This window comes from Streptococcus pneumoniae (assembly GCF_001457635.1).
In the GTDB taxonomy this organism is placed as follows: Bacteria; Bacillota; Bacilli; order Lactobacillales; family Streptococcaceae; genus Streptococcus; species Streptococcus pneumoniae.
The window spans coordinates 1,318,435-1,343,548 of sequence record NZ_LN831051.1 but is presented as its reverse complement, the minus strand read 5'-3'; the positions used below and the strand labels follow the sequence as shown (position 1 = coordinate 1,343,548).

At 42.0% G+C, this 25,114-nt stretch carries 24 protein-coding genes; 1 reads left to right on the top strand and 23 read right to left on the bottom strand.

Annotated elements, in window-relative coordinates; translation table 11 throughout:
* The 16 genes from AT689_RS07220 to AT689_RS07150 all read right to left on the bottom strand — a co-directional run bounded on the left by AT689_RS07220 (position 1) and on the right by AT689_RS07150 (position 15,634).
* Positions 1-1,104 (bottom strand): glycosyltransferase, encoded by a 1,104-nt coding sequence (locus AT689_RS07220; RefSeq protein WP_000225903.1) that lies wholly within the window; start codon positions 1,102-1,104, stop codon positions 1-3.
* A complete protein-coding gene (locus AT689_RS07215) occupies positions 1,094-1,939 on the bottom strand; it encodes a LicD family protein (RefSeq protein ID WP_001061975.1) in 846 nt (281 codons plus the stop codon). The genes AT689_RS07220 and AT689_RS07215 overlap by 11 nt, the downstream gene beginning before the upstream one ends.
* A gap of 278 nt (positions 1,940-2,217) precedes the next feature.
* The gene (gene psr, locus AT689_RS07210) at positions 2,218-3,492 is read right to left on the bottom strand and encodes a polyisoprenyl-teichoic acid--peptidoglycan teichoic acid transferase Psr (protein ID WP_000032358.1); all 1,275 of its coding nucleotides are present in this window, start codon (positions 3,490-3,492) and stop codon (positions 2,218-2,220) included.
* Entirely contained in the window at positions 3,489-4,337 is an 849-nt protein-coding gene (gene pheA / locus AT689_RS07205; RefSeq protein ID WP_000686405.1) for a prephenate dehydratase, read from the bottom strand. Before pheA ends, psr begins: the two co-directional genes overlap by 4 nt.
* On the bottom strand, positions 4,334-4,810 hold the full coding sequence (locus tag AT689_RS07200) for a shikimate kinase (protein ID WP_001151380.1): 477 nt from the start codon (positions 4,808-4,810) through the stop codon (positions 4,334-4,336). The genes pheA and AT689_RS07200 overlap by 4 nt, the downstream gene beginning before the upstream one ends.
* On the bottom strand, positions 4,803-6,086 hold the full coding sequence (gene aroA, locus AT689_RS07195; protein ID WP_001844515.1) for a 3-phosphoshikimate 1-carboxyvinyltransferase: 1,284 nt from the start codon (positions 6,084-6,086) through the stop codon (positions 4,803-4,805). The genes AT689_RS07200 and aroA overlap by 8 nt, the downstream gene beginning before the upstream one ends.
* 91 nt (positions 6,087-6,177) lie before the next feature.
* Positions 6,178-6,516: a YlbF/YmcA family competence regulator gene (locus tag AT689_RS07190; RefSeq protein WP_000065990.1), complete on the bottom strand. Its 339-nt coding sequence runs from the start codon at positions 6,514-6,516 to the stop codon at positions 6,178-6,180.
* A 10-nt stretch (positions 6,517-6,526) separates the two neighbouring features.
* Positions 6,527-7,630 (bottom strand): prephenate dehydrogenase, encoded by a 1,104-nt coding sequence (locus AT689_RS07185; RefSeq protein WP_001140486.1) that lies wholly within the window; start codon positions 7,628-7,630, stop codon positions 6,527-6,529.
* 9 nt (positions 7,631-7,639) lie between these two features.
* Positions 7,640-8,806, bottom strand: a complete 1,167-nt coding sequence (gene aroC / locus AT689_RS07180) for a chorismate synthase (RefSeq protein ID WP_001269872.1) — start codon at positions 8,804-8,806, stop codon at positions 7,640-7,642.
* A gap of 9 nt (positions 8,807-8,815) precedes the next feature.
* Positions 8,816-9,883 (bottom strand): 3-dehydroquinate synthase, encoded by a 1,068-nt coding sequence (aroB, locus tag AT689_RS07175; RefSeq protein WP_000702169.1) that lies wholly within the window; start codon positions 9,881-9,883, stop codon positions 8,816-8,818.
* Between the two features lie 18 nt (positions 9,884-9,901).
* Positions 9,902-10,756 (bottom strand): shikimate dehydrogenase, encoded by an 855-nt coding sequence (locus AT689_RS07170; protein ID WP_000762500.1) that lies wholly within the window; start codon positions 10,754-10,756, stop codon positions 9,902-9,904.
* Positions 10,746-11,423: a type I 3-dehydroquinate dehydratase gene (gene aroD, locus AT689_RS07165; protein ID WP_000767762.1), complete on the bottom strand. Its 678-nt coding sequence runs from the start codon at positions 11,421-11,423 to the stop codon at positions 10,746-10,748. The genes AT689_RS07170 and aroD overlap by 11 nt, the downstream gene beginning before the upstream one ends.
* Positions 11,420-12,583, bottom strand: a complete 1,164-nt coding sequence (locus AT689_RS07160) for a class I SAM-dependent rRNA methyltransferase (protein WP_012677105.1) — start codon at positions 12,581-12,583, stop codon at positions 11,420-11,422. The genes aroD and AT689_RS07160 overlap by 4 nt, the downstream gene beginning before the upstream one ends.
* 354 nt (positions 12,584-12,937) lie before the next feature.
* A complete protein-coding gene (locus AT689_RS13695) occupies positions 12,938-13,198 on the bottom strand; it encodes a hypothetical protein (protein WP_000590369.1) in 261 nt (86 codons plus the stop codon).
* Positions 13,199-13,269: 71 nt separating this feature from the next.
* The gene (locus tag AT689_RS07155; RefSeq protein ID WP_001241495.1) at positions 13,270-14,904 is read right to left on the bottom strand and encodes a hypothetical protein; all 1,635 of its coding nucleotides are present in this window, start codon (positions 14,902-14,904) and stop codon (positions 13,270-13,272) included.
* The gene (locus AT689_RS07150) at positions 14,885-15,634 is read right to left on the bottom strand and encodes an ABC transporter ATP-binding protein (protein ID WP_000569193.1); all 750 of its coding nucleotides are present in this window, start codon (positions 15,632-15,634) and stop codon (positions 14,885-14,887) included. Before AT689_RS07150 ends, AT689_RS07155 begins: the two co-directional genes overlap by 20 nt.
* A gap of 178 nt (positions 15,635-15,812) precedes the next feature.
* Between AT689_RS07150 and AT689_RS07145 the strand changes: the two genes are divergently transcribed.
* Entirely contained in the window at positions 15,813-17,267 is a 1,455-nt protein-coding gene (locus tag AT689_RS07145) for an alpha-amylase (RefSeq protein WP_001181046.1), read from the top strand.
* A gap of 88 nt (positions 17,268-17,355) precedes the next feature.
* Here the strand turns inward: AT689_RS07145 and alaS are convergent, their stop codons facing one another.
* The 7 genes from alaS to AT689_RS07110 form a co-directional block, all read right to left on the bottom strand.
* Positions 17,356-19,974, bottom strand: a complete 2,619-nt coding sequence (gene alaS / locus AT689_RS07140) for an alanine--tRNA ligase (RefSeq protein ID WP_000811753.1) — start codon at positions 19,972-19,974, stop codon at positions 17,356-17,358.
* Between the two features lie 21 nt (positions 19,975-19,995).
* Positions 19,996-20,481: an LURP-one-related/scramblase family protein gene (locus tag AT689_RS07135; protein WP_000847054.1), complete on the bottom strand. Its 486-nt coding sequence runs from the start codon at positions 20,479-20,481 to the stop codon at positions 19,996-19,998.
* Between the two features lie 274 nt (positions 20,482-20,755).
* On the bottom strand, positions 20,756-20,995 hold the full coding sequence (locus AT689_RS07130) for a hypothetical protein (RefSeq protein WP_000784184.1): 240 nt from the start codon (positions 20,993-20,995) through the stop codon (positions 20,756-20,758).
* Between the two features lie 252 nt (positions 20,996-21,247).
* Positions 21,248-22,318: an ABC transporter substrate-binding protein gene (locus tag AT689_RS07125; RefSeq protein WP_000725682.1), complete on the bottom strand. Its 1,071-nt coding sequence runs from the start codon at positions 22,316-22,318 to the stop codon at positions 21,248-21,250.
* Entirely contained in the window at positions 22,315-23,088 is a 774-nt protein-coding gene (locus AT689_RS07120; RefSeq protein ID WP_000712741.1) for an ABC transporter permease, read from the bottom strand. Before AT689_RS07120 ends, AT689_RS07125 begins: the two co-directional genes overlap by 4 nt.
* A complete protein-coding gene (locus AT689_RS07115; RefSeq protein ID WP_000753797.1) occupies positions 23,085-23,891 on the bottom strand; it encodes an ABC transporter permease in 807 nt (268 codons plus the stop codon). Before AT689_RS07115 ends, AT689_RS07120 begins: the two co-directional genes overlap by 4 nt.
* On the bottom strand, positions 23,872-25,029 hold the full coding sequence (locus AT689_RS07110) for an ABC transporter ATP-binding protein (protein ID WP_000742910.1): 1,158 nt from the start codon (positions 25,027-25,029) through the stop codon (positions 23,872-23,874). The genes AT689_RS07115 and AT689_RS07110 overlap by 20 nt, the downstream gene beginning before the upstream one ends.
* Positions 25,030-25,114: the final 85 nt, after the last annotated feature.

The following is a 25,114-nucleotide window of genomic DNA, read 5'->3' as shown; positions in this document are numbered from 1 at the left end:
CTACTCCTCTAATAGTTTTTCTACTTGTTCGATTTGTTTTGTAATTGTAAATTGTTGAATGAATTGGCTAGCCTCATCGACATTAAAGTTTGAGGCAGAAGTCATGTAATTAGTAATCGCCTGAGCTGCCTCTTGATTGCTCTCAATGATTTGTCCAAATCGTCCTTCTTGGGATAATTCCTCAGCCCCTCCAACGTCCGTAGAGATAAAAGGGAGTCCCAGACTCAAGGCCTCCACATACACTCCAGGAAAGCCTTCTTGTTTAGACATAGACAAGAGAACTTTCGTCTGAGATAAATACTGATAAGGATTTTTTTGATAACCAAGGAAATGTACATAGTCCTCAATCTCATACTCTTTGACTCGTTTTTTCAGTTCCTCTTCCATATCACCAGCCCCGATAAAATAGAGATGATAGTTTTTTCCCTCTTGGTGTAATAATCGTATCACTTCCACTACACGGTCAGAACCCTTATTTTCCTCAATCCGTCCGATAGTACAGATACTTTGAGGAGCAATCTCGATATCGATCTTCTCTTGAGATTTTTCTAGAATAGTCTGAAAATCATATCCATTGTAGATTGTCTGTAATTTAGAAGCATAATCTGGATAAACTTCCTTGATAGAATTGCTGGTCTTTTTTGAAATCCCTACAATTGTATTCGCAGCATCCAACTGGCTTCTATGTGATTCTCTTTTAGAGCTATCCTTAAGAAGTTCTTCAATACTTCCATGAATCCAAGATATCTTCTTGACTTCTCTTCTTTTAGAGAACAACAGTGGTGGATTCATAATGGTAAAAGAAACTTCAACATCATAATCATCTTTTACAAGCAAACGACGAGTCAGTCTTGGAAAATAAATTCTCATTCTCCACAAAAAAGCTCGTAACCATCTGGTTTGGCGATAATCTTGAAGGGATTTTAAAATGCGTACATGCTTTGGAACAGATTCATATCCCTTGTCAAAGTGCTCCATTTCAAGAATATCAATATCATACTTTTCTGGATCCAGATTTGAAACAATGGTTGATAGAATCTTCTCTGCACCACCTCCAAGAGAAAAAGACCACATAAAAAATAAGATTTTTTTCTTAGCCACCATATTCTCCCTTGTATTCTGTATAAGACTTATCCATATCAGCGATGACAGCATCATGATGCGGTACCTTCTTGTCTGCTGGTGGAGGCGTCATATAATCCCCAAAAGCAGTTCTGAGATAGACATCATAGCCGATTGGAATAGGCATCTCTGTTCCTTCAAATGGCAAGAAAAGATTGTCTTCAAAAGACGTGATTGGGTACTTGTTTCTCATGTAGCCAGGACCTGAGCATAATTCTGTAATGCCATCACAATCAGCCAAATCATACTTAGTCATTTCTTTCTCAGCTTTTTTCCAGATGCGATAACGGAGAGATTTTGGAGTCAAACCCAGTAAAATGCGACTTCCCCATTTCATGAGAGCACCATGCTTTTCTGGAATAGTTTGCGCACAAAAGAGTGAATAAATCAAGGCCCAACGAACCTGTTTTTTCCGCTCAGCTGGATTTTTCGGATAATAATCCAAAGGCAAAACATCCAAGGCCAGACCATGTGGCAAATCCAAATCCTGCTGATAAGGCTTGATACAGGTGGTTTCCTTGTCACGAATGGTAATAAAAAGATTACGATCAACAAAATCCTTGTGACTCTTTGACAAGAAATAACGTTCATCTGCATAACGAGGCCATAATTCTGCTAATTTCTCATAATCTTTACGAGGCATAAAAAAGTCTAGGTCGTCGTCCCAAGGAATAAATCCCTTGTTTCGAAGGGCACCAATAGCGCCTCCGCCACAGAGATAACAGAGCAAATCATGTTCTTTACAAAAGGCCACAAAATATTCAGCCATCTCCAGACTACGAGCCTGAATTGCTTTTAAATCAGTCATATTGTTCATTATTCTTTCTATCGTATCGTTTCATTATACCACAAACAAGGAGTGAAAATCTATTGCAGACTGTAAAAAATCAAAGCCTGACTGCTATCCAAATAGCTATCAAACTTTGATTTTTCTGTCTTATACTCTTCGAAAATCTCTTCAAACCACGTCAGCTTCACCTTGCCGTAGGTATAGGTAACTGACTTCGTCAGTCTTATCTACAACCTCAAAACTGTGTTTTTAGCAGCCTGCGGCTAGCTTCCTAGTTTGCACTTTAATTTTCATTGAGTATTATCTTATCTCAAGCCCATTTGAGCGAGCTTGGTTTGATATTTGTTTTGATCAACCAGCAAGCCCAAGCCTCCATAAACATCATAGGCATCTACCCAGTCACCCAGTTCTGGAATCGTCAATTTTTCAATACCATTTTTTGCTCCATCCAAAACAGATAAACCGTTTGTTAGGAGGAAAGTATAGGGTACGTTGGTTGAGGTCATAGCAAAAACCTTTCCAAGAGCTTCAGAACCAGTGAAAAGTTTAGTGGGATCTTTAATTTGCTCTAAAATTGCTGTTAAAACTTGTTGCTGTCTTTTTGTACGGCCGTAATCCGCCTCATCATCATCACGGAAACGAGCATAATTGAGCAGGGTCGAGCCATTCATCTGCTGTTTTCCGACTTTAATGGTTTGGGTTGGAGACTCAGTCTCGGTAGCGTATAAATCATCTCCGACTGTAGCTTCTGTTAGGGGACGCCCATTCAATGTTGAAAATTGAGCATCAATCGTCACCCCATCAGGGAAAAGCGTGTCAATCGCTGTGGCAAAGGCCTGGAAATCAACCAAGGCGTAGTACTTAATGTCCAAGTCAAAATTATCTTTCAAGACTTGGCGAACCATTTCTGCCCCTTTTTGCCCCTCTTGTTCTCCTAACTCGTAGGCTACGTTTAACTTGTTATCTGTCTGTTTTCTACCGTTAATCACTTGACTATAACCATCTATATAGACCAAATTATCACGCATGAAACTGACTAGCTTCATTTTCTTATCTGAGCCCCCGACATTTAATACCATAATAGAGTCAGTTCGTGTCTCAACACTGTTCTGGCCGATTCGACCATCAGTACCCATGATTAAAATATTAACTCCATCTCTAGTGTCCTGACCATTAAAGACTTCTACTTGAGCTGCCCGGGCATCAGCAGTTTTCTTTGCGCTAGCATCTTGGTAACCACGCAAAAACATGAATACCATGGCCAAAGCCACACAGACCAAAAGTGAAAAAATCACCATAAAAATTCGTTTAAGACGGAGCTTCCGTCTTTTCTTTTTTGGAGGGAAAGAGAGTGCTTGTGATTTGGATTGTGAGCGACTCCGGTTCGCATAGCTTGGTAAGTCAACCTGCTCTTCTCTTTCTTGTTCCAAGCTAGAGCTACTATTTCCCCTAGCAAGAGTTAGCTTTTCTTGCAAATAGACAAACTCATTTTTTTCTCTCTCATTGAGATAGTGAATATTTTTTAGCAAATAATCATAACGCAACTGCTCATGATGACTTAAGGGATTTTCTTTACTCATCTTCTCTCCTTTCCATGGTCTGATATTGGATAAATAGGATAGGCACCCAGAATTTTATACTGGATTCCAATCGCTTCTAATTCTTTTTGGGCAAAGTGGACCAAGTCCTTATCGGTATAATCCACATCGATAATGAAAAAGTATTCACCCAGTGCTGTCTTGAGTGGACGACTTTCAATTTTTGTCAAGTCAATTCCTCGCCAAGCAAAGGTCGACAGGGCCTTATAAAGTGCACCTGGAAGGTTGTCAGGTAATGTCAAGGCCAAACTCATCTTTTCAGTTTGTGCTTGCAAGGGAATACTAGGCTTTTCAGCTCCTAGAACCCAGAAACGTGTGAAATTGGCTTCCATTTCCTGAATATCCTCGGCAATCAGTTCCAATCCATATTCTTCAGCAGAACTTCTAGGTGCAACTGCTGCAAAGGGCTGGTCTGGATGTTCGGAAATAAAACGGGCCGCATAAGCTGTACTAGCTGTTACCTCGATTTGAGCCTCTGGATATTGTTCATCGATGAATTTCTTTCCTTGAGCCAAGGCCTGTGGATGTGAAAAAATCTTTTCAATCTTAGTATGGCCTGGAACCACCATCAACTGCTGATGAATAGGCTGAACGATTTCTGCTACTGCTTGGATGTGAGCCTGATGAAAAAGATAGTCCAAGGTTTCATGAACACTACCCTCAATAGAATTTTCAACTGGCACCACAGAATAGTCCACTAATCCTTGCTCATAAGCCTTGATGACATCTGTAATGTTGGCAAAAGCCTGCAATTCCTCATGAGGAAAAGCTGTCTGCACAACGTGGTGTGAAAATGATCCTTTGGGACCTAGATAAGCAATTTTCATCTTAGTTCCTCTATAATTTCCTCTGGGCTTAGCTTGGTCACATCCAAAACCCGACTAGCCACTTCCTCATACCAAGCCTGTCTTTCTTGAAAAATAGCTACTAGTTCTTCCTTGCTATTATTTAGAAAAAGCGGTCGCTGATTGTCCTTATCAGCTGCGATACGTTGGTAGAGGGTTTCAAAATCTGCTTTCAGGTAGATGTTATCTGTATTAGTCTTGAGTAAGTCACGATTTCTCTGAGAAATAACCACTCCTCCTCCAGTTGACACGACTTGGTCTGTTTGTAGTAAATCAGCTAGGACTTCTGATTCTACCTGACGAAAGGCTGCTTCTCCCTTTTCAGCGAAAAAATTCGCAATGGACATACCTAGGCGCTTCTCAATCAGAGCATCCATATCAAGGTAATTAGGGTCCAAGCCTCTTGCAATAGTCGATTTTCCAGCCCCCATAAACCCTAATAACACCTTAGCCATGAATCAAGCTCTCCAAATCATCAAAGAAACTAGGATAGCTGGTATTGATGGCTTCTGCACGGTCAAGCTCCACCTCTCCATCTGCAACCAATAGGGCTGCGATAGCTGTCATCATGCCGATACGGTGGTCACCAAACGTATTGACTCTAGCACCGTGAAGAGCTGATTTTCCTTTGATAATCATCCCATCTGCCGTAGGAGTAATATCTGCTCCCATACTATTTAAGGCGTCTGCCACAACCTGAATACGGTCTGTTTCCTTGACCTTGAGCTCCTCAGCATCCTTGATAACTGTTACACCTTGGGCTTGGGTCGCAAGTAGGGCAATAATAGGCAATTCATCAATCAAACGTGGAATCAAAGCGCCACCAATCTCTATTCCTTTCAAGTCAGAAGACTCAACAGTCAAGGTAGCAGATTTAGCGACTGGATCGATTTCAGTTATTTCCAATTTTCCACCCATGGCACGAATGACATCAATAATACCGGTGCGAGTTTCGTTGATCCCCACATTCTGCAGCACTAGACGAGAATTTGGAACAATCAAACCTGCGACTAACCAAAAGGCTGCACTGGAAATATCTCCTGGTACGACCACCTTCTGTCCTGTCAATTTTTGTGGCCCTTGGACTGTGATTTTCTTACCGTCCACACTTAAATGACCACCAAATTGTTTCAACATATCTTCAGTATGATTACGGGTGCACTCTTTTTCGATAATAACTGACTCCCCCTTAACTTGTAAGGCTGCAAACATCAAGGCTGACTTGACTTGGGCAGAGGCAATTGGCAACTCATAATGAATAGGTCTTAGGTTTTTCGTCCCTTTTAAGCGAAGGGGAGGCAAGTCTCGTTCAGTTTGCCCTGAAATGCTGACGCCCATTTTTTTCAGTGGAAGGGTCACACGGTCCATAGGACGTTTGGAAAGACTATCATCTCCAAACATCTCTACTTCGAAATCTGCACCAGCAAGGACACCTGAAATCAGGCGAATCGAGGTGCCAGAATTTCCCATATTAAGGGCATTTTGTGGCGCTTTTAAGCCAGCCATGCCTACACCTTGAATGGTAATAACCCCATCTTTATCCTCAATTTCAACACCAAGGTCACGAAAAACCTGCATGGTCGAAAGAACGTCTTCACCTCGCAGAATATCATAAACCTTGGTCTCACCCTCAGCCAAACTTCCAAAGATAATGGAACGGTGGCTGATAGACTTGTCACCTGGGACGCGGATACTACCATGTAAATGGCGAATGTTTGTTTTTAGTTTCATACTGGACCTCATACTTGCAATACTTTTACCTATTTTATCATAAAAAGCCAGAAATTCCTTAAAAATTCCTGACTTTAGGATCGTTCTTTTCTTATTTCAGCAATTCTGAAACTGGTTCAAAAACAATTTTTTCAATGTCAGAAAGGTAAATGGCCAATTGTTGTTGCTTGGTAAAGAATTCTGACAAGAGGCTATTTCCTTGAATCTGTTTACCAAAGCCTTCCATCTTAGCTTGGAAGGACGCATCTGGCATTTGACCTGTCTGTGCTAGTTTTTGAATTTCCTCTTGAAAGGCAAGATATTCTGTAAAGATTTTGCTTGCCTCAGCATCTGCTGCAATCGCATCTTTAGCTGCTTTAACAGCCTTGTATTCTGGTAATCCGCGTAGACCGCGACTGAGTTCGTTTGCACTATCGTAAATATTTGACATGTTCTTCTCCTTATTTGATGACGACTGTATAGTCGGTATTTTCTGTTATGAGATGCTCAGCTCTTTCCAAGTCTTGAGCATTTTTAAATGAAATTTGTAGGATTCCGTGAATATCCTCACGATTTTCCTCGTTGATGTGGATGTTAACCAAGGAAGTTCCACGTAGCAGTTCCAAAATCCGCAGGATGACATCTTCTTCATCAGGAACGTCAACATAGAGGTCGTAAGAGCTATCCACACCACCACGCTTATGGATTTCCATTGTCTGGCGTTGTTCACGCGCTTGGTTAAAAAAGTTCCAAATTTGCTCTTCATCTCCCTTACTAATGGCCTGACCAATCACTTCCAAACGTTCCTTGAAATCCTCAATTCTATCCAGAATGGTCTCGCTATTGGACAAGAGAATGGAGGTCCACATTCCTGGCTCGCTTTCCGCAATTCGGGTCATATCTCGAAAACCACCTGCCGCAAAGCGCCTTGCCATCTCATGCTCTTGAGCATAGACCGCAGTCTGCTCCATGAGACTAGAAGCCAAAATATGAGGAAAATGGCTAATCTGAGAAGTGACACGATCATGCTCCTTGGCATCAATCTCGATAAAACGAGCATGAAGACCTGAAAGCAGATCCTTCATTTCCTTAAGCGTGTCCTGACTTGTCAGGCTTGAAGGTGTAAAGATATAATAGGCATTTTCAAAAAGATTGACATCTGCCGAAGCAGCCCCTGTCTTGTGACTACCAGCCATGGGATGGGCCCCGACAAAGCGAACAGACTTGCCAGCCAAATACTGCTCCGCCGCATCCACAATAGTTGACTTGGTCGAACCAGCATCTGAAATAATAACGCCTTCTCGCAAATCCAAATTGGCCAACTCCTTAATGAAAGCAATAGTTTGTTTGATTGGCAAGCTGAGGATAATGACATCTGCCAAAGGAGCAAAACTAGCAAAATCATCCGTTGCACGGTCAATCATGCCTTCTTTCAAGGCGATATCTCTCGAAGCTTGACTACGATTATAACCTAAAATTTCATAATCTGGATGATCGCGTTTGATACCAAGTGCCATAGAGGCTCCAATCAACCCAAGACCTGCGATATAGATTGTTTTTGCCATAGGAACTCCTTAATAGTTCTTTGTATAGTCTCGGTGTTTGGCTACCGCTTCTTTTAGTTCCTCAAGATTATCTGATGAGAATTTTTCGAGGATTTCTTGCGCCAGAACCGTTGCTACAACTGCTTCCATGACCATTCCTGCAGCTGGAAGAGCAGTCGGATCACTTCTCTCCACGGTTGCCTTGTAAGGTTCGTGGGTTTCGATATCCACACTCATAAGAGGTTTATAAAGAGTAGGAATGGGTTTCATGACCCCACGAACAACGATGGGTTGCCCATTAGTCATACCACCTTCAAAACCACCTAGATTATTGGTACGGCGAGTATAACCGTCTTCTTTAGACCAGAGAATTTCATCCATAACTTGGCTGCCTTTACGATAACCAGCCTCAAAGCCAAGACCAAATTCCACCCCTTTAAAGGCATTGATAGAGACAACAGCTTGAGCCAATCTTGCATCCAATTTTCTATCCCATTGGACATAGGAACCAAGACCAACTGGAACGCCTCCGACGACTGTCTCCACAACCCCACCGATGGTATCACCATCACGTTTGATTTGGTCAATATAGTCCTTGATTTCCTGTTCTCGTTCTTGGTTGACAATAGAAACTTCAGACTGGGCAGCTCTTTGCTTAATTTCAGCGACTGTCAGATTTTCAGGAACATCGATTTCCTTGCCACCAAAGACCACGACATGGTTGGCAATCTCCACATCCAGCTCAACCAAGAGGCGTTTGGCTACTGCACCAACTGCCACCCGCATGGTGGTTTCACGAGCTGATGAACGCTCCAAAGAATTTCGCAAATCATCAAAACGGTACTTAATCCCCCCAACCAAATCGGCATGACCTGGGCGAGGATGAGTAATTTTCCGCTTGCTTTTAAGGCGGTCTTCAATGTCCTCCGCAGACATGATGTCCAGCCATTTCTGGTGGTCCTTATTGATGACATCCATAGTAATAGGCGCCCCTGTCGTCTTCCCGTGGCGAACGCCCGAAGTAAAGACAACCTGGTCACTCTCAATCTTCATACGACCACCACGACCGTAGCCACCCTGACGGCGTCTAAGGTCCTCATTGATATCCTCAGCTGTCAATGGAAGTCCAGCTGGAATTCCCTCAATAATAGCTGTTAGACGGGGGCCGTGTGATTCTCCTGCAGTTAAATATCTCATACACTCTCCTTATTTTACCAAGTAGTCTTTCATCTCTTCCAGAGAAACTGGGTGAATGATCGCTGAACCAAGCTCTGGCACCAAGACCAATTTCAAGGTGTTACCACGCGCTTTCTTGTCATGAGTAAGAGCCTGATAAAGCTTGTCAACTTCCCAATTTTCATAGTCAACAGGCAAGCCGAATTTCTGACACATCTCTGTGATAGATTGGGTAATGCCAGCTGGCATGAGGCCTTTTTCCTCAGCAACCTTGGAAATCTGTACCATTCCCATGGCAACAGCCTCTCCATGCATGACCTTGCCATAACCGGCAGTCGCTTCGATGGCATGGCCAATAGTGTGGCCAAAATTGAGGTAAAGACGAATACCATTGTCCAACTCATCTTCAACCACCATCTTGCGCTTCACCTGACAAGAATGTTCAATCAAGGTCTCTGCATGTTCCAAAATACTCTCAACAGAACCATTCAGTCCCGTCAAGAGAGCCCACAGTTCTGGATCCTCAATCAAGCCATACTTGATAACTTCACCCATCCCTTCAATCAACTCTCTTTTTCCGAGGGTTTCAAGAACAAGTGGATCAATCAGAACCCCATCTGGTTGGGCAAAGGTCCCCACCATATTTTTAGCAAATGGTGTGTTAACGCCTGTCTTTCCACCGATAGAAGAATCAACCTGAGCTGTCAAACTAGTCGGAATCTGAACAAAGTGAATACCCCGCATATAGGTAGAGGCTACAAATCCAGCCAGGTCCCCAACAACGCCACCACCAAGAGCAACGATTCCATCGCTACGAGTCAGACCTTGCTTGACTAGAAATTCATAGACTTTCTGAACAGTAGTTAAATTCTTTCTTTCTTCACCTTCTAAGAAATCAAAAACAGCTACCTGAAAACCAGCATCTTCTAGGCTGAGCTTGACCTTCTCTGCATAGAGAGAGGCTACATGGTTATCTGTCACAATGACTACCTTTTGCGGTTGCCAGAGTTCTCGCAACCACTGACCAGCCTGGGCCATACAACCTTTTTCAATCTGAATATCATAAGGATGATGAGGAATATCGATTCTGATTTTCATAGGAGAGTTTCCCTTTCTTTATTGGTATTTTTCTGTTAAAGACTGCCAAATCTCTTCTGTCGGCATTTCCTTGCCTGTCCACAGTTGAAAAGCTTCTGCAGCTTGATAGAGTAACATTCCCAGACCATTGACTGCTGGATTGCCCTGACTTCTAGCCCATTTCAAAAACGGTGTTTCAAAGGGTTGGTATATGATATCTGCAACTAAAAGAGTTTCTGGTAAGACTATGTTTTCAGGAACAGGAGAGGATTGGCCATCCATGCCCACACTGGTGGCATTAACTAGCAAATCCGACTCGGCAATCCTTGCTTGCAGTTCAGAAACATATTCTAAAGCACACAAATCCACTTTAAAACCTGTCTGCTCCTGTAACTTGTCTAGGTAAGGTCTTGTTTTTTCCATAGAAACGGAACGAACAAAGACCGAAATCTGACTGACGCCATCCAAAATAGCCTGTGCCAAGATTGATTTAGCCGCACCACCTGCACCCAGCAGGGTCATCTTTTTACCTGAAATTGTAAAAGAAGGCAAGCACTTAAAAAATCCCTTGCCATCTGTATTATATCCAATTAAATTGCCATTCTCATTGACAACCGTATTAACCGCACCAATCAAGCGCGCTTCATCGCTCAGCTTATCCAAATAAGGAATCACCTGCTCCTTATAGGGCATGGACAGATTGATGCCAAACATCTGGTAGCGACGAATATTGGCCACTGTTTCTACCAAGTCACTCGCTTCAATCTCCCAAGCCACATAAGCACCGTTGGTATCTGTCGCCTCAAAGGCTCTATTGTGGATGAAGGGAGAAATAGAATGCTTAATAGGATTGGCAACAACTGCAGCTAAACGTGTATAGCCATCAAGCTTCATCCAAAATCTCCCTGATTTTTTTCATGCTAGCTAGAGAAATCTGCCCAGGGGCACTAACCTCATCCAGACTGGCAAAAGACCAACTCGAACCAGTCACATCCGCAGTGATACGAGAGACCTTGCCCACCTTACCCATAGAAATGGTCACATATTCCTGTTCAGGATTGAGGGTTTTAAAGCCTCGTGTATAGTTCATCAAGTCTAAGACATCCTGCTCCGTGTGAGCCATCACCGCAACCTTAACAAGTTTTGGATTTAGGATCGTCAACTCTGACAAGATTTCCATCATGTTCTCAGGTGTTTCTTGGAAATTATGGTAACTCAAAACAAGATTTGGGAAGTCCAGCATTTCCTCAAAAACATCCTTGTAGCTATAGTACTCAAAATCAATATAGTCTGGTTGATAGAGTTGCGCAACTTCCTTGATTAGATGGATATACTCTTCTGGAGAAAGGTCGATTTCTCCACCTTCGGAGCGAGTTCGTAGCGTGAAAACCAACTCACGGCCTGCGAATTTTTCAAAAATGGCTGGAGCTACCTGCAAAATCGCTTCTTTAGGCAGATAGTCGGCACGCCATTCAATGATGTCGGCATCCAGGTACCTCGTGGCATCCAGAGCCTGAGCCTCCTCTAAACTTCTTGGCATTACTGAAACGATTAATTTCATTTACTAACCTTCATACTAATCACCTTGAGGTAATTACTACTTTCATCTTTTTTATTATAGGCAAAATCTGCTGGAAGACCATATTTGTTTAAAATCTGGTAACTTCTTCCTGCAAAACCTTTATCAATTTGTTCTGTAAATTTCTGACGGGAAACATTGGCAGCATTGGTACTGGCAATGATAATCCCTCCCGGATTTAAAATCTCAAGACTCTGGGAAATCAACTTGTGATAATCCTTGGCCACAGAGAAAGTTTGTTTTTTATTCCGAGCAAAGCTAGGCGGATCTAGGACAATCACATCGTAGGTCAAGTCTTTGCGTTTGGCATATTTGAAATACTCAAAGACATCCATGACTATAAAATGATGCTCGTCTGTGCTGAGCCCATTTGCCTGAAAATGCGCTTGAGACAATTCTCGTGAACGTTTGGCTAGATCAACAGAAGTTGTCTGGCTAGCTCCTCCCATGGCCGCAGCTACTGAAAAAGCCGCTGTGTAGGAAAACATATTGAGCAAGGATTTACCCATAGCCAAGCCGTCAACTAAACTACCGCGAACCTCATGCTGGTCTAGGAAAATGCCTGTCATCAAGCCATCATTCATAAAGACTTGATACAGGACACCATTTTCTAAAACAGTGAAAAAGTCAGGTGCTTCTTGACCATAAACATGGGCAGATTCATAGTCCAAACCCTTAAAGCGGATTTTCTCATAAGCTCCTAAAACCTCAGGGAAAACCTGTCTAAAGGCTTCTGATATAGTCTGACGAATCTGATAAACATAAGAGTTATACCAAGAAAAGACGGCGTAGTCGCCATAAAGGTCCACTGTCAGACCTCCAAAGCCATCTCCCTCTTGATTAAAGAGACGAAAGGCAGTTGTCAAATCATCTTGATAGTAGGCGTTTCTCTTTTCTTTGGCTTTTCTAAACAACGTTTCAAAGAAAGTTTGATTGAAGGCCACCTTGTCTTTGCTGACAAACCAGCCCAAGCCCTTGTTTTGCTGAGAAAGGTAGGCAGTCCCAAGAAAGTTTCCTTCCTGACCCTGCACCTCTACTTCCTGATCCTTAAGATTGACATTCTCAAGATCACTGGCTTCTAGTAAAACTAGCCCCTTAGCAAGCTTCTTTTCAACCCTTTTGCTGACTCTTATTCTATTCATAACTACCATTATATCAAACTTTTAGACAATTCTCAAAAAAGAAACTACCCTTGCTTTTTTACTCTTCTTTTAAAAAATGGTATACTAGACTTCCTGCAAAACTAGGAAGTAAATGTGTAAGAATCACAATAAAAAATGCTCTTCCGTCTTGGAGGAGCATTTCTTTTTATCAACGAAAATCAAATAGCAAACTATGAAACTAGCCTCAGGTTAACTGTGAGATTATAGGTAGAGAGGTTGAATCAGCAATATGTGTCTGTCAAATTTAGTGACAAAGGTAGTAGAAGAAAGATGAAGAAATAAATCTGCTTCAATAGGTATCTGGAAAATTTGATTTTATAGAGAAGCCTTTTGTTACAAACTCAATATACTATCAATAAATAATATTATAGAAGCAACAATAATTATAATTTCACCTATCTGCATCATTCTATTTCGAACTCTAAATATATGTTCTATCAAAAATACTTGGATCACACACATTATAGGAATTAACGTTTTTGAAATTGAAAAATATCCCAATAAATAAACTATAAACAACAAAAATAGAACTATGTTATATTTCTTATTCAAAACATTCCTCCCTATATATTTTTGATTACCAATCTTAATCATTTACAACTACATTCTAACAAACTATAAAAGCGTTTGTCGAACTGAATTTATCAAGCAAGCGACCAACCAGCTCATCTTTTTTCTATTTCTGCCAATATGCGTGACAGGTAATAATGATAGCCAAAAATAGCAAGAGCAAGCAGGAGGATAAGAGCTCCTACTCCCAAGCTGATGGCAAGGATAGGGGAGAGAGACTGAACCAAGAATATACTCCCAATTACAAGGGCCATCAGGATTGCACTATAAATAAACAATAAAACTATGGCGACTATGCCATTTGAACGATTCACCAGGTCCGTAATGCTACTCCAATTGGTTGACAGATTTTTCACATCCTTAAAATAATGGTGACAAGAAAGGATGACACTGGCAAGGATCCATGCCACAATAAGGTAAATCATCGAAATGATGGGCAAGCCTAGATATAGAGAAAGACCAAGTAAAGTCAGAATTGGTAAAAAGGACTGAACAGCAAAGATAATCCAAAATTTCACTTTCACATAACGAGCAAAGTCAAAGGGTAAACTCTTCAGAAAATCAACATTTTCCCTCTCCAAGGACAAGGCAATTGAAGGCAGGCTGGTGATATTGTTATTGACAACTGCTATAAAGAGAGCTATAAAAAACAAGGGTAACCAGTATGGAGGATGAATGTCTGGAACTATCTGAGAATCTCGGATTTTGGAAATCAGACCGATCATCATGAGATAAGGAAGGAAAGCACTTGTAAAAAGCACTGTAACCACGCCAGTCCCCTGTCCCAAGAGGGTGAGGTGGTAGCGTAAAACCATGCGGAAAAATCCCTTTTTAGTGGTTGAAATTCTCTCCTTGCTGCGACGTTCTTTTTTGACCTTCTCCTCACTATTAAGCAGGATCACGTCATAAAAACGAGGAAGGACCTTCTTTTTGGTCAGATAAAGCAGGAAGAGAGTTAGTCCTATCCAAGCGAGCAGACCCAATATGGCTTCTATTGAAAAAGGCTCCACTGCTATTTTGTAAAAGATATGAAGAGGATAAAGGAGAAATGGAATGTCTCTAACTTTGTCAACAATACTTCCAAAAGTCGACTGAAGAAAGAAGATAAATATTAAAGGTATGAGAACTCCTATCCCAATCATCACATTCGAAAAAATAGACTGATACTTTCTGAAGACCCTAGTCTGAGCCAAGAAATGTACTGCCACTACCGTCACTAAAGTAACAGAGACAAATAATAAGGTCAAGGACAGTAGCATCAAAGGCAAACCCAGCCAAAGAGAAGGAGCTAGACTAATATAGAGGGCTAGAAAATAAGCTAGGATTGGTACAATTCCAGTTAGAGCTGGCAAGAGGACAGACAGTCCTTTAGCAATTATAATCTCTGATTCTTTAAAAGCATAGGGACTATAGGAGGCCAAATCCTTACTCTCATAAAAGACATTGTAAAATGCAGTTAAAGAAGTTGAAAAGGCAATCACTAGTAAAATAGCAACCATGAAACTAAAATAAACAGGCATTTCCTCAAAAGGAAAATGAATGGCTATAGTACTAAAAAAGATGAGCATCAAGAGACTGGAAAAAATGTAAGAACTTAGGACTCTAGCGGAAACATTTACTTTTTTTCCAGTATTTTTAGCTTGCTTCTTTCGTGGGTTAGCCAGATTAGCGTCTTGAGATGAATAGAGGATATTGATATCAACTAATTTTTTAATGACCGTGAGACGCATCTGAAACCTCCTCTTTTCTACCAGCAAGGCTAAGGTAGATACTTTCCAAAGACTGGTCTGGGTTGTCTTTTCTCAAGTCCTCTACCTTACCACAATAAATCAAATGCCCCTTTTTCAAAATAGCAATCCGATCACAGACTTGCTCAGCTACCTCTAGCACATGAGTTGAAAACAAAACTGTCTTACCTTTTTGCGCATGCTCCTTCATCATTTGCTTCAAATCAAAGGCGGCCTGGGGATCCAAACCAGTCAAGGGTTCGTCCAAAACCCAAATATCAGGATCAGACAAGAGTGCCCCGATGACAAAGACTTTCTGACGCATTCCGTGAGAAAGAGTTTCAATAACCTGATAGCGATTTTCAGCAAAATCAAAAACGTTCAATAGCCTAGCTAGACTAGCCTCCAAGTCAGATCTACTCAGATCATAGGATGAGGCGATCAATTCCCAAAATTCATTGGCCGTTAAGCGTAAAAATAAGTCAGGCGAGTCTGCTACGTAGCCAATCTTTCGTTTAATAGCCAAGCGATTTTCCGATAACTCCTGACCGTCTACCAAAATACGACCACTGCTGGGTGAAATGATACTGACTAGGGATTTTATAGTGGTCGATTTTCCAGCCCCATTATGACCAATCAAGCCCATAATCTCTCCATTTTCAATCTGCAAATTGAGATTACTCAAGGCCTCTTTATCACCATACAACTTACTAACATTTTGAAATTCAATCATGGGACAACTCCTATCTTTATCTGTATTATATATCGCTATACTAGCACTTTGATACAAAAAATCAATACTTTATTTTAAGTAGTTAAAACAGTTTCCTTCTATTCTTACGCAAACGTTTGCGCTAACCAATACTTTATGATAGAATAAAGAACAAGATTGACAAGTAAGAGGAAAAATCATGCAAAATCAAACGCTCATGCAATACTTTGAATGGTATCTGCCCCACGACGGTCAGCACTGGACGCGTCTGGCTGAAGATGCTCCACACCTAGCTCATCTGGGGATTAGCCACGTCTGGATGCCACCAGCTTTTAAGGCAACCAATGAAAAAGATGTCGGCTATGGTGTCTATGACTTATTTGACCTAGGAGAGTTTAACCAAAAAGGGACTGTCCGCACTAAGTATGGTTTCAAAGAAGACTATCTTCAAGCCATTCAAGCCCTAAAAGCACAGGGAATTCAACCTATGGCCGATGTGGTTCTCAATCACAAGGCTGCAGCCGATCACATGGAAGCCTTTCAGGTTATCGAAGTGGATCCTGTAGACCGTACGGTTGAACTTGGAGAACCCTTCACCATCAATGGCTGGACTAGCTTTACCTTCTATGGTCGCCAAGATACCTACAATGACTTCCACTGGCATTGGTACCACTTCACCGGTACAGACTACGATGCAAAACGCCGTAAGTCTGGGATTTATCTCATCCAAGGGGACAACAAGGGCTGGGCTAACGAGGAATTGGTCGATAACGAAAACGGAAACTACGACTACCTCATGTATGCCGACCTAGACTTTAAACATCCTGAAGTCATCCAAAACATCTATGACTGGGCTGATTGGTTCATGGAAACGACTGGTGTAGCTGGTTTCCGTTTGGATGCCGTTAAGCATATTGACTCTTTCTTTATGCGCAACTTCATCCGCGATATGAAGGAAAAATACGGTGACGATTTCTATGTTTTTGGTGAATTTTGGAACCCAGACAAGGAAGCCAATCTGGACTATCTCGAAAAAACGGAAGAACACTTTGACCTTGTCGATGTTCGTCTCCACCAGAATCTCTTTGAAGCCAGTCAAGCTGGCGCAAACTATGACCTTCGTGGCATTTTCACAGATAGCCTGGTTGAACTCAAGCCTGACAAGTCTGTGACTTTTGTCGACAACCACGATACCCAACGAGGACAAGCCCTTGAGTCTACCGTTGAAGAATGGTTCAAGCCAGCAGCCTATGCCCTCATTTTGTTACGCCAAGACGGCCTTCCATGTGTCTTTTACGGAGACTACTATGGGATTTCAGGCCAGTATGCTCAACAAGATTTCAAAGAAATCCTTGACCGCCTCCTAGCCATCCGAAAAGATTTGGCCTATGGAGAACAAAATGACTACTTTGACCATGCTAACTGTATCGGTTGGGTACGTTCAGGTGCTGAAAATCAATCCCCAATCGCAGTCTTGATTTCAAATGACCAAGAAAACAGCAAGTCAATGTTTGTCGGTCAAGAATGGACTAATCAAACCTTTGTAGATTTACTTGGTAACCACCAAGGTCAAGTTACAATTGATGAGGAAGGTTATGGACAATTCCCTGTCTCAGCTAGATCCGTAAGTGTCTGGGCAGTCAATACCATCTAATAGCTCATAATAACCAAGCTAGGTCCAAGCGGATTTGGCTTTTTTGTAGTCAAAAAAGACCTACCCAAATGGATAGATCTTTACTTGATTACAATTTACCTGCTACTACATCCAATAATTCTTGGATCTTAGCTTGGTTGCTTCCTCCTGCCATGGCCATGTCTGGTTTACCACCACCACGTCCATCGATGATTGGTGCTAATTCTTTGACAAGGTTTCCTGCATGAAGGTCTTTTGTCTTGCTTGCTACAAGGACATTGACTTTGTCACCGATAGCGGCAACTAGGACAAGAAGATCAGAGTAGTCTTTTTGTTTCCAGTTATCTGCAAAAGTACGAAGGGCACCGGCATCGGATACAGACACTTGACTAGCAATGTAACGATGACCGTTGACTTCCTTAGCATCTTTGAAGATATCGCCTGCGGCTGCAGCTGCGGCTTTTTCTTTCAACTCAGCATTTTCTTTTTGAAGTTGACGAAGTTGTTCTTGAAGTCCTTCTACCTTGTGAGGTACTTCCTTGACTTGAGGTGCTTTCAAGGTTGCTGCGACAGCTTTAAGAGCATCCTCTTGTTCACGATAGGCTTCAAAGGCTTCCTTACCAGTCACTGCCAAGATACGGCGAGTTCCTGAACCGATTCCTTCTTCTTTGACAATTTTGAAGAGACCAATCTCAGAAGTGTTGCCAACATGAGTACCACCACAAAGTTCAATAGAGTAGTCACCGATAGTCACGACACGAACTTCCTTGCCGTATTTCTCACCAAAGAGGGCCATAGCTCCCATTTCTTTAGCAGTGTCAATATCCGTTTCAACTGTCTTCACTTCAAGTGCTTCCCAAATTTTCTCGTTAACTTGCTGTTCAATCGCACGAAGTTCCTCAGCAGTTACTGCTTGGAAGTGGGTAAAGTCAAAGCGAAGGAATTCAACTTCGTTAAGAGATCCTGCCTGTGTTGCGTGGTTTCCAAGGATATTGTGAAGGGCAGCGTGAAGCAAATGAGTCGCAGTGTGGTTTTTCATGACACGGTGACGGCGATTGCTATCAATTACCAAGGTATATTCTTGGTTCAAGGCAAGCGGTGCAAGGACTTCAACTGTATGAAGGGCTTGACCATTTGGGGCTTTCTGAACATTGGTCACAGTAGCCACAACCTTACCTGACTCATCCAAGATTTGTCCGTAGTCAGCTACCTGTCCACCCATTTCAGCATAAAATGACGTTTCCGCAAAGATAAGAGAGGCAGTTCCTTCTGAAACAGCTCCTACTTCTGCATTGTCAGCAACGATAGCTACCAATTTAGAAGACAATTGGCTAGCATTGTAGTTGAAGACACTTTCTACAGTGATGTTTTGAAGAGTTTCATTTTGCATACCCATTGAGCCACCCTTGACAGCTGACGCACGCGCGCGTTCTTGCTGTTCTTTCATGGCTGCTTCAAAACCTTCACGGTCTACAGTCATACCAGCTTCTTCAGCAATTTCTTCAGTCAATTCAACTGGGAATCCGTATGTATCATAGAGTTTAAAGACATCTTGACCAGCAATGACAGATTGACCTTTTTCTTTCAAGTCTGCCACAATGCCTTGGGCAAAGTGTTGACCTGAGTGAAGGGTACGGGCAAATGATTCTTCTTCGCTCTTAACGATTTTCTCAATAAAGTCACGTTTCTCAAGCACTTCTGGGTAGTAGCTTTCCATGATTTTTCCAACAGTTGGAACAAGTTTGTAAAGGAAAGGCTCGTTGATACCCAATTTTTGACCATGCATAGAAGCACGACGGAGAAGACGACGAAGAACATAACCACGACCTTCATTTCCTGGAAGGGCACCATCACCGATAGCAAATGAAAGAGAACGAATGTGGTCTGCGATAACCTTGAAGCTCATGTTGTCGCCATCTTGGTCATAAACCTTACCAGACAATTTCTCGACTTCACGGATAATCGGCATGAAGAGGTCCGTTTCAAAGTTGGTCTTAGCCCCTTGGATAACAGCCACCAAACGCTCCAAACCAGCGCCCGTATCAATGTTCTTATGTGGCAATTCCTTGTATTCGCTACGAGGAACAGCAGGGTCTGCGTTAAATTGTGACAAAACGATGTTCCAGATTTCAATATAACGGTCGTTTTCAATATCTTCTGCAAGCAGGCGAAGACCGATATTTTCTGGGTCAAAGGCTTCCCCACGGTCAAAGAAGATTTCTGTATCTGGTCCAGAAGGTCCCGCACCGATTTCCCAGAAGTTGTCCTCAATTGGAATCAAGTGACTTGGATCCACTCCCACTTCAATCCAGCGGTTGTAAGAATCTTTATCGTCTGGATAGTAGGTCATGTAAAGTTTTTCAGCAGGGAAATCAAACCATTCAGGGCTTGTCAAAAGCTCATAAGCCCAAGTGATAGCTTCGTCACGGAAGTAATCCCCGATAGAGAAGTTCCCCAACATTTCAAACATGGTATGGTGACGCGCAGTCTTCCCTACGTTTTCGATGTCGTTGGTACGGATAGCCTTTTGGGCATTGGTAATACGTGGATTTTCAGGGATAATGGTCCCGTCAAAGTATTTCTTAAGGGTTGCTACCCCAGAGTTGATCCACAAAAGAGTTGGGTCATTTACAGGAACCAAACTTACTGATGGTTCTACTGAGTGACCTTTGGTCGCCCAGAAATCAAGCCACATTTGGCGTACTTGTGCACTAGATAGTTGTTTCATATTGTCTCCTTATTTACTTGTTTAATGTGATTGGCTTTCCAGCATTTCCACATAGTCAATCGCGACACAGAGGGAAATGACTAGGTCTGCATAAGCGTCTTCAAGAACCGTTACGGTATAGGTAGAGGTCAGATGGAAGAGTTCCTTCTTAATTTCCGCAATCAACTGATCGCGATCATCCAGCAATTTGAAATTCAAATCCCAGATATTGCCCTCGATACGAAGACCTAGATTATCAAACTCATACTTATCTCGCCAGAAGGTCAACTTCTTACGAATGACAAAACTCGAGCCATCCCGAAGCTGAATCTCAAAACGAGGAAGCAAGGTCAAGATTTCTTTACTAATCTCACTGACTTGTTCACCAGCCGCATCATAGATGGTAAAGGTTTTAGGAATCTTAAAAAATGATCCCTCCACCTGATAGGCAATTTCTCCCCTGTCATCCTTGATAGCGAAGCGTTCGCCTCCAAGACGAAACTTTTGTTTGACAAGAAATGTTTTCATCAACACCTCCAAAAATCAAAAGACAAGCTCATATCACGAAGGGCGAAAAACCGCGGTACCACCTTCATTCAATGAACTTGTCATTCTCTTGTTCTTATGCAATTGTATGATTGAGTAGCATGACTTCCTAGCTTAGATGGCTCGCAGCACCGCCATTTCTCTGGACTAAGACAAGTGAAAATCAATTCTCAACTTTCTTATTATAACGTTTTTTTAAGCTTGCGTCAACTGGAAATGATCTCCGTTGAATTAGACCAATTCCCTACATCTCTGATTACTTTTTCAGGATATATTTTTTCTTACTGCCATTTTTCTTTTTATCCCAAATTTTCATATTACTAAACACAGCTACTAGAATATTTCCAAATATAAAGGTGCCTATCACCCAATATATGGACTCAGTTGTTAGGTATTGTCGATCCAAGCCATCCTTTAAATGGAATAGTATAACAGTTTGGTTAACAATCATAAAGGTTGGCCAGAAACTTTTTTTGAAAAAAGTAGACATTTTCATTATTTGTTGCCGCTTTCTGTAAGGTTAATACTCAATAAAAATCAAAAAGCAAACTAGGAAGCTAGCCTCAAGCTGTACTTGAGTACGGCAAGGCAACGCTGACATGGTTTGAAGAGTATAGGCTTAGTATACTACTAGGCAAGCAAATAAGCAAATAAACAACTAGAATAGAAAAAGATAGGGCTCTAAAAACTGACTTCTATTCCTTAAAAACGAACCAGCTTGACTGATTCGTCTTCTTACGTTTATCTCCTACTTCCGATACATTTTAAACTGTAGGAAGAGGTCGCTATATTTCCCTGTCCATTTATGGTCAAATTTCTCATAAACTTCTAGGTGTTTCATGGTTTCAACATCGGGATAGAAGGCCTTATCTTCCTTTGTTTCCTCTGGGAGCAATTCCTTCGCTGGTAGGTTTGGTGTTGAATAGCCGACATACTCCGCATTTTGGAGAGCATTTTCAGGTTTCAACATAAAGTTGATAAAGGCATAGGCTGAGTTTTGGTTTTTAACTGTTTTGGGAATGACCATATTGTCAAACCAAAGATTGCTGGCCTCTGTCGGTACCACATAACGTAGATTTTCATTTTTTTCTAACATTTGGCTGGCTTCACCAGAGAAGGTCACGCCGATTGCAACATTATTCTGAATCATATAGCCCTTCATCTCGTCCGCAACGATAGCCTTGATATTTGGAGTCAGTTTGTAGAGCTTATCCACTGTCTCTTCCAACTGCTGCAGATCCTTGGAGTTGAGGCTGTAGCCGAGGGAATTGAGTCCTAGTCCCAGCACCTCACGCGCCCCATCAAAGAGCATGATAGAATTCTTATACTCCGGCTTCCAAAGGTCATCCCAATGCTCAGGCGCTTCATCTACCATGGTTTCGTTGTAGACAATTCCTAAGGTTCCCCAGAAGTAAGGGATGGAGAATTTATTACCTGGGTCAAAGGACTGGTTGAGAAACTCTGGTCCGATATTTTCGATTCCTTCAATTTTTGAATAATCAAGCGGAACCAAGAGGTCTTCGTCCTTCATCTTGTTAATCATGTATTCACTTGGAATGGCAATATCGTAGGTCGTTCCACCCTGCTTTATCTTAGTGTACATGGCTTCGTTGGAGTCAAAAGTCTCGTACTGAACTTGAATTCCTGTTTCTTCTGTAAACTGAGTCAAGAGTTCAGGATCGATATAGTCTCCCCAGTTATAGATAACCAATTTTTGACTATCTCGACTATTGATTTTACTATCTAAATGAGTCGCAATTCCCCACAAGACAAGGATAATCGCTGCAATTCCTGCTAAAAATGAATAGATTTTTTTCATGCTTGCTCCTCCTTCTCACGAGAGATAAAGTAATAACCTACAACTAGGATAATACTAAAGAGAAAGACTAGAGCAGACAGGGCATTGATTTCTAAGGAAATCCCCTTGCGAGCACGAGAGTAAATCTCGACTGATAGGGTTGAAAAGCCATTTCCTGTTACAAAGAAGGTCACGGCAAAGTCATCTAACGAATAGGTGAAGGCCATGAAATAACCAGTAATGATAGACGGAGTCAGGTAAGGAAGCATGATTTCCTTGAACATCTGAAATTGACTAGCTCCCAAGTCATAGGCCGCATGAATCATGTCGCCATTCATTTCCTTGAGTCGAGGCAAGACCATCAAGACCACGATAGGAATGGAGAAGGCCACGTGACTAGATAGAACGGTCAAAAAGCCAAGTGAAAACTTGAGTTGGGTAAAGAGAATCAAGAAGCTAGCACCAATCATAACGTCAGGCGCAACCATGAGGATATTATTGAGTGATAGAAAGGCTTCTTGGTATTTCTTACGAGACTGGTAGATGTAAATGGCACCAAAAGTCCCGATAATGGTCGCTATCAAGGCTGATAGGAAGGCCAAGAAAAAGGTCTGAGTCACAATTAACATAAGGCGACCATCACCAAACATGGTTTTAAAATGGCTCAAGCTAAAGCCTGTAAAGCTGTTCATGTCGTTTCCTGCATTAAAGGCGTAGCCAATCAAGTAAAAAATCGGCAGGTAGAGGACAAGAAAGACCAGTCCCAGATAAAGGTTGGCAAATTTTTTCATCGTTCTCTCCTTTCCTTGGTCACCCACATGGTGATGAACATGGTCAAGATGAGAATTACACCGATGGTTGAACCCATACCGTAGTTGTCATTGGTTAGGAAATTCTGTTCAATAGCCGTTCCCAGCGTAATAACACGGTTTCCACCAATCAAACGGGTCAGCATGAAGAGACTCAAGCTGGGGATAAAGACAGATTGGACCCCACTTCTCACTCCGTTCATAGACAGAGGGAAGATGACATGACGGAAAGTCTCCCACTTGGTCGCACCTAGGTCATAGCTGGCATTGATGAGATTGTTATCCATATCGTCCAAGACATTGAAAATCGGCAAAATCATAAAGGGAAGCTCGATGTAGCTTGCGACAAAGATAAAGGAGAAATCGGTAAAAAGCAACTGCTGTGAACCAATTCCGATAAATTCCAAGAATTGGTTAATAGAGCCATTCTGACCAAAAATCCCGATAAAGGCATAAGCCTTAAGAAGAAGGTTGATCCAAGTTGGCAGAATAATCAGCATAATCCAGAGTTGACGGTGTTTGAGACGGGTCAAAAAGAGGGCCGTCGGATAACTGATAAGCAGTGTCACAAAGGTCACAATGCCTGCATAAAGCACTGAGTTGAAACTCATTTTAAGATAGGTCAAGTTTTGTGACGCAAAGTAAGATTTGTAATTTTCTAAACTGAACTGGCCTTCGATGTTGAAAAAGGATTGACCGAAAATCAAGACCAAGGGTGCCAATACAAAGAGGGCAATCCAAAGCATGTAGGGCACTACAAAGAGTTTAGAGCTTGTTTTCTTCATCTCTTTCCTCCTCGATTGCATTGATCAAACCTGCTTCTTGCTCTTCGATTTCTACGTACTCCTCAATACGAGCATCGAACTCTTCTTCGGTTTCATTGAGACGCATGATGTGGATGTCTTCTGGTTCAAAGTCCAGACCGATTTCCTCACCCACGATAGCCTTACGGGTTGAGTGGATCATCCATTCATTTCCAAGTTCGTCATAGGCGATAATTTCATAATGAACTCCACGGAAAAGCTGGGTATCGACCTTAACTTGGAGCTTGCCTTCTTCAGGAAGGGTAATGCGCAAGTCCTCTGGACGAATAACGACCTCAACAGGTTCATTTGGCTTCATCCCACCATCAACCGCTTCAAAGCGTTTGCCGTTAAATTCGACCAAGTAGTCCTCAATCATGATACCTGGCAAGATGTTTGACTCCCCGATAAAGGTGGCAACAAAGTGGTTGATTGGCTCATCGTAGATGTCCACAGGGGTTCCAGACTGGACAATCTCGCCATCATTCATAACGAAAATCCAGTCACTCATGGCCAGGGCTTCTTCCTGATCGTGAGTGACAAAGACAAAGGTAATGCCCAATCGTTGTTGTAATTCACGCAGTTCGTACTGCATGTCTGTTCTTAATTTCAAGTCCAGCGCTGACAAGGGCTCATCCAACAAAACCACACGGGGTTGGTTGATGATAGCACGGGCGATAGCCACACGCTGACGTTGTCCTCCAGAAAGTTTGCGGATGGAACGTTTTTCATAACCTTCCAACTGAACCATCTTGAGAACTTCCGCTACGCGTTGCTCGATTTCTTTCTTGTCAATCTTGCGCAAGCGAAGTGGAAAGGCAACATTTTCAAACACATTCATATGTGGAAACAAGGCATAGGATTGGAAGACCGTATGGACATCACGCTTGTTGGTTGGAATATCATTGATACGAACACCGTCTAGCATGATATCTCCTGTCGTCGCATCCAGTAAACCTGCAATAATGTTTAGGATAGTTGATTTCCCCGAACCAGATGCACCTAGAAGGGTGTAGAATTTCCCTTCTTCCAACTCAAAGTTGATGTCTTTGAGAACCTTGGTGTTGCTGTCTTCAAAAACTTTAGAGACGTTTTTGAATTCGATAATTGGTTTTTTCAATTGGTATAAATTCCTTCTTTTTCATAGATTAACAGATCGGGGCTCTGTCAGGTCGCCACTACCTCTTGCAGGGAGTAAAACCACC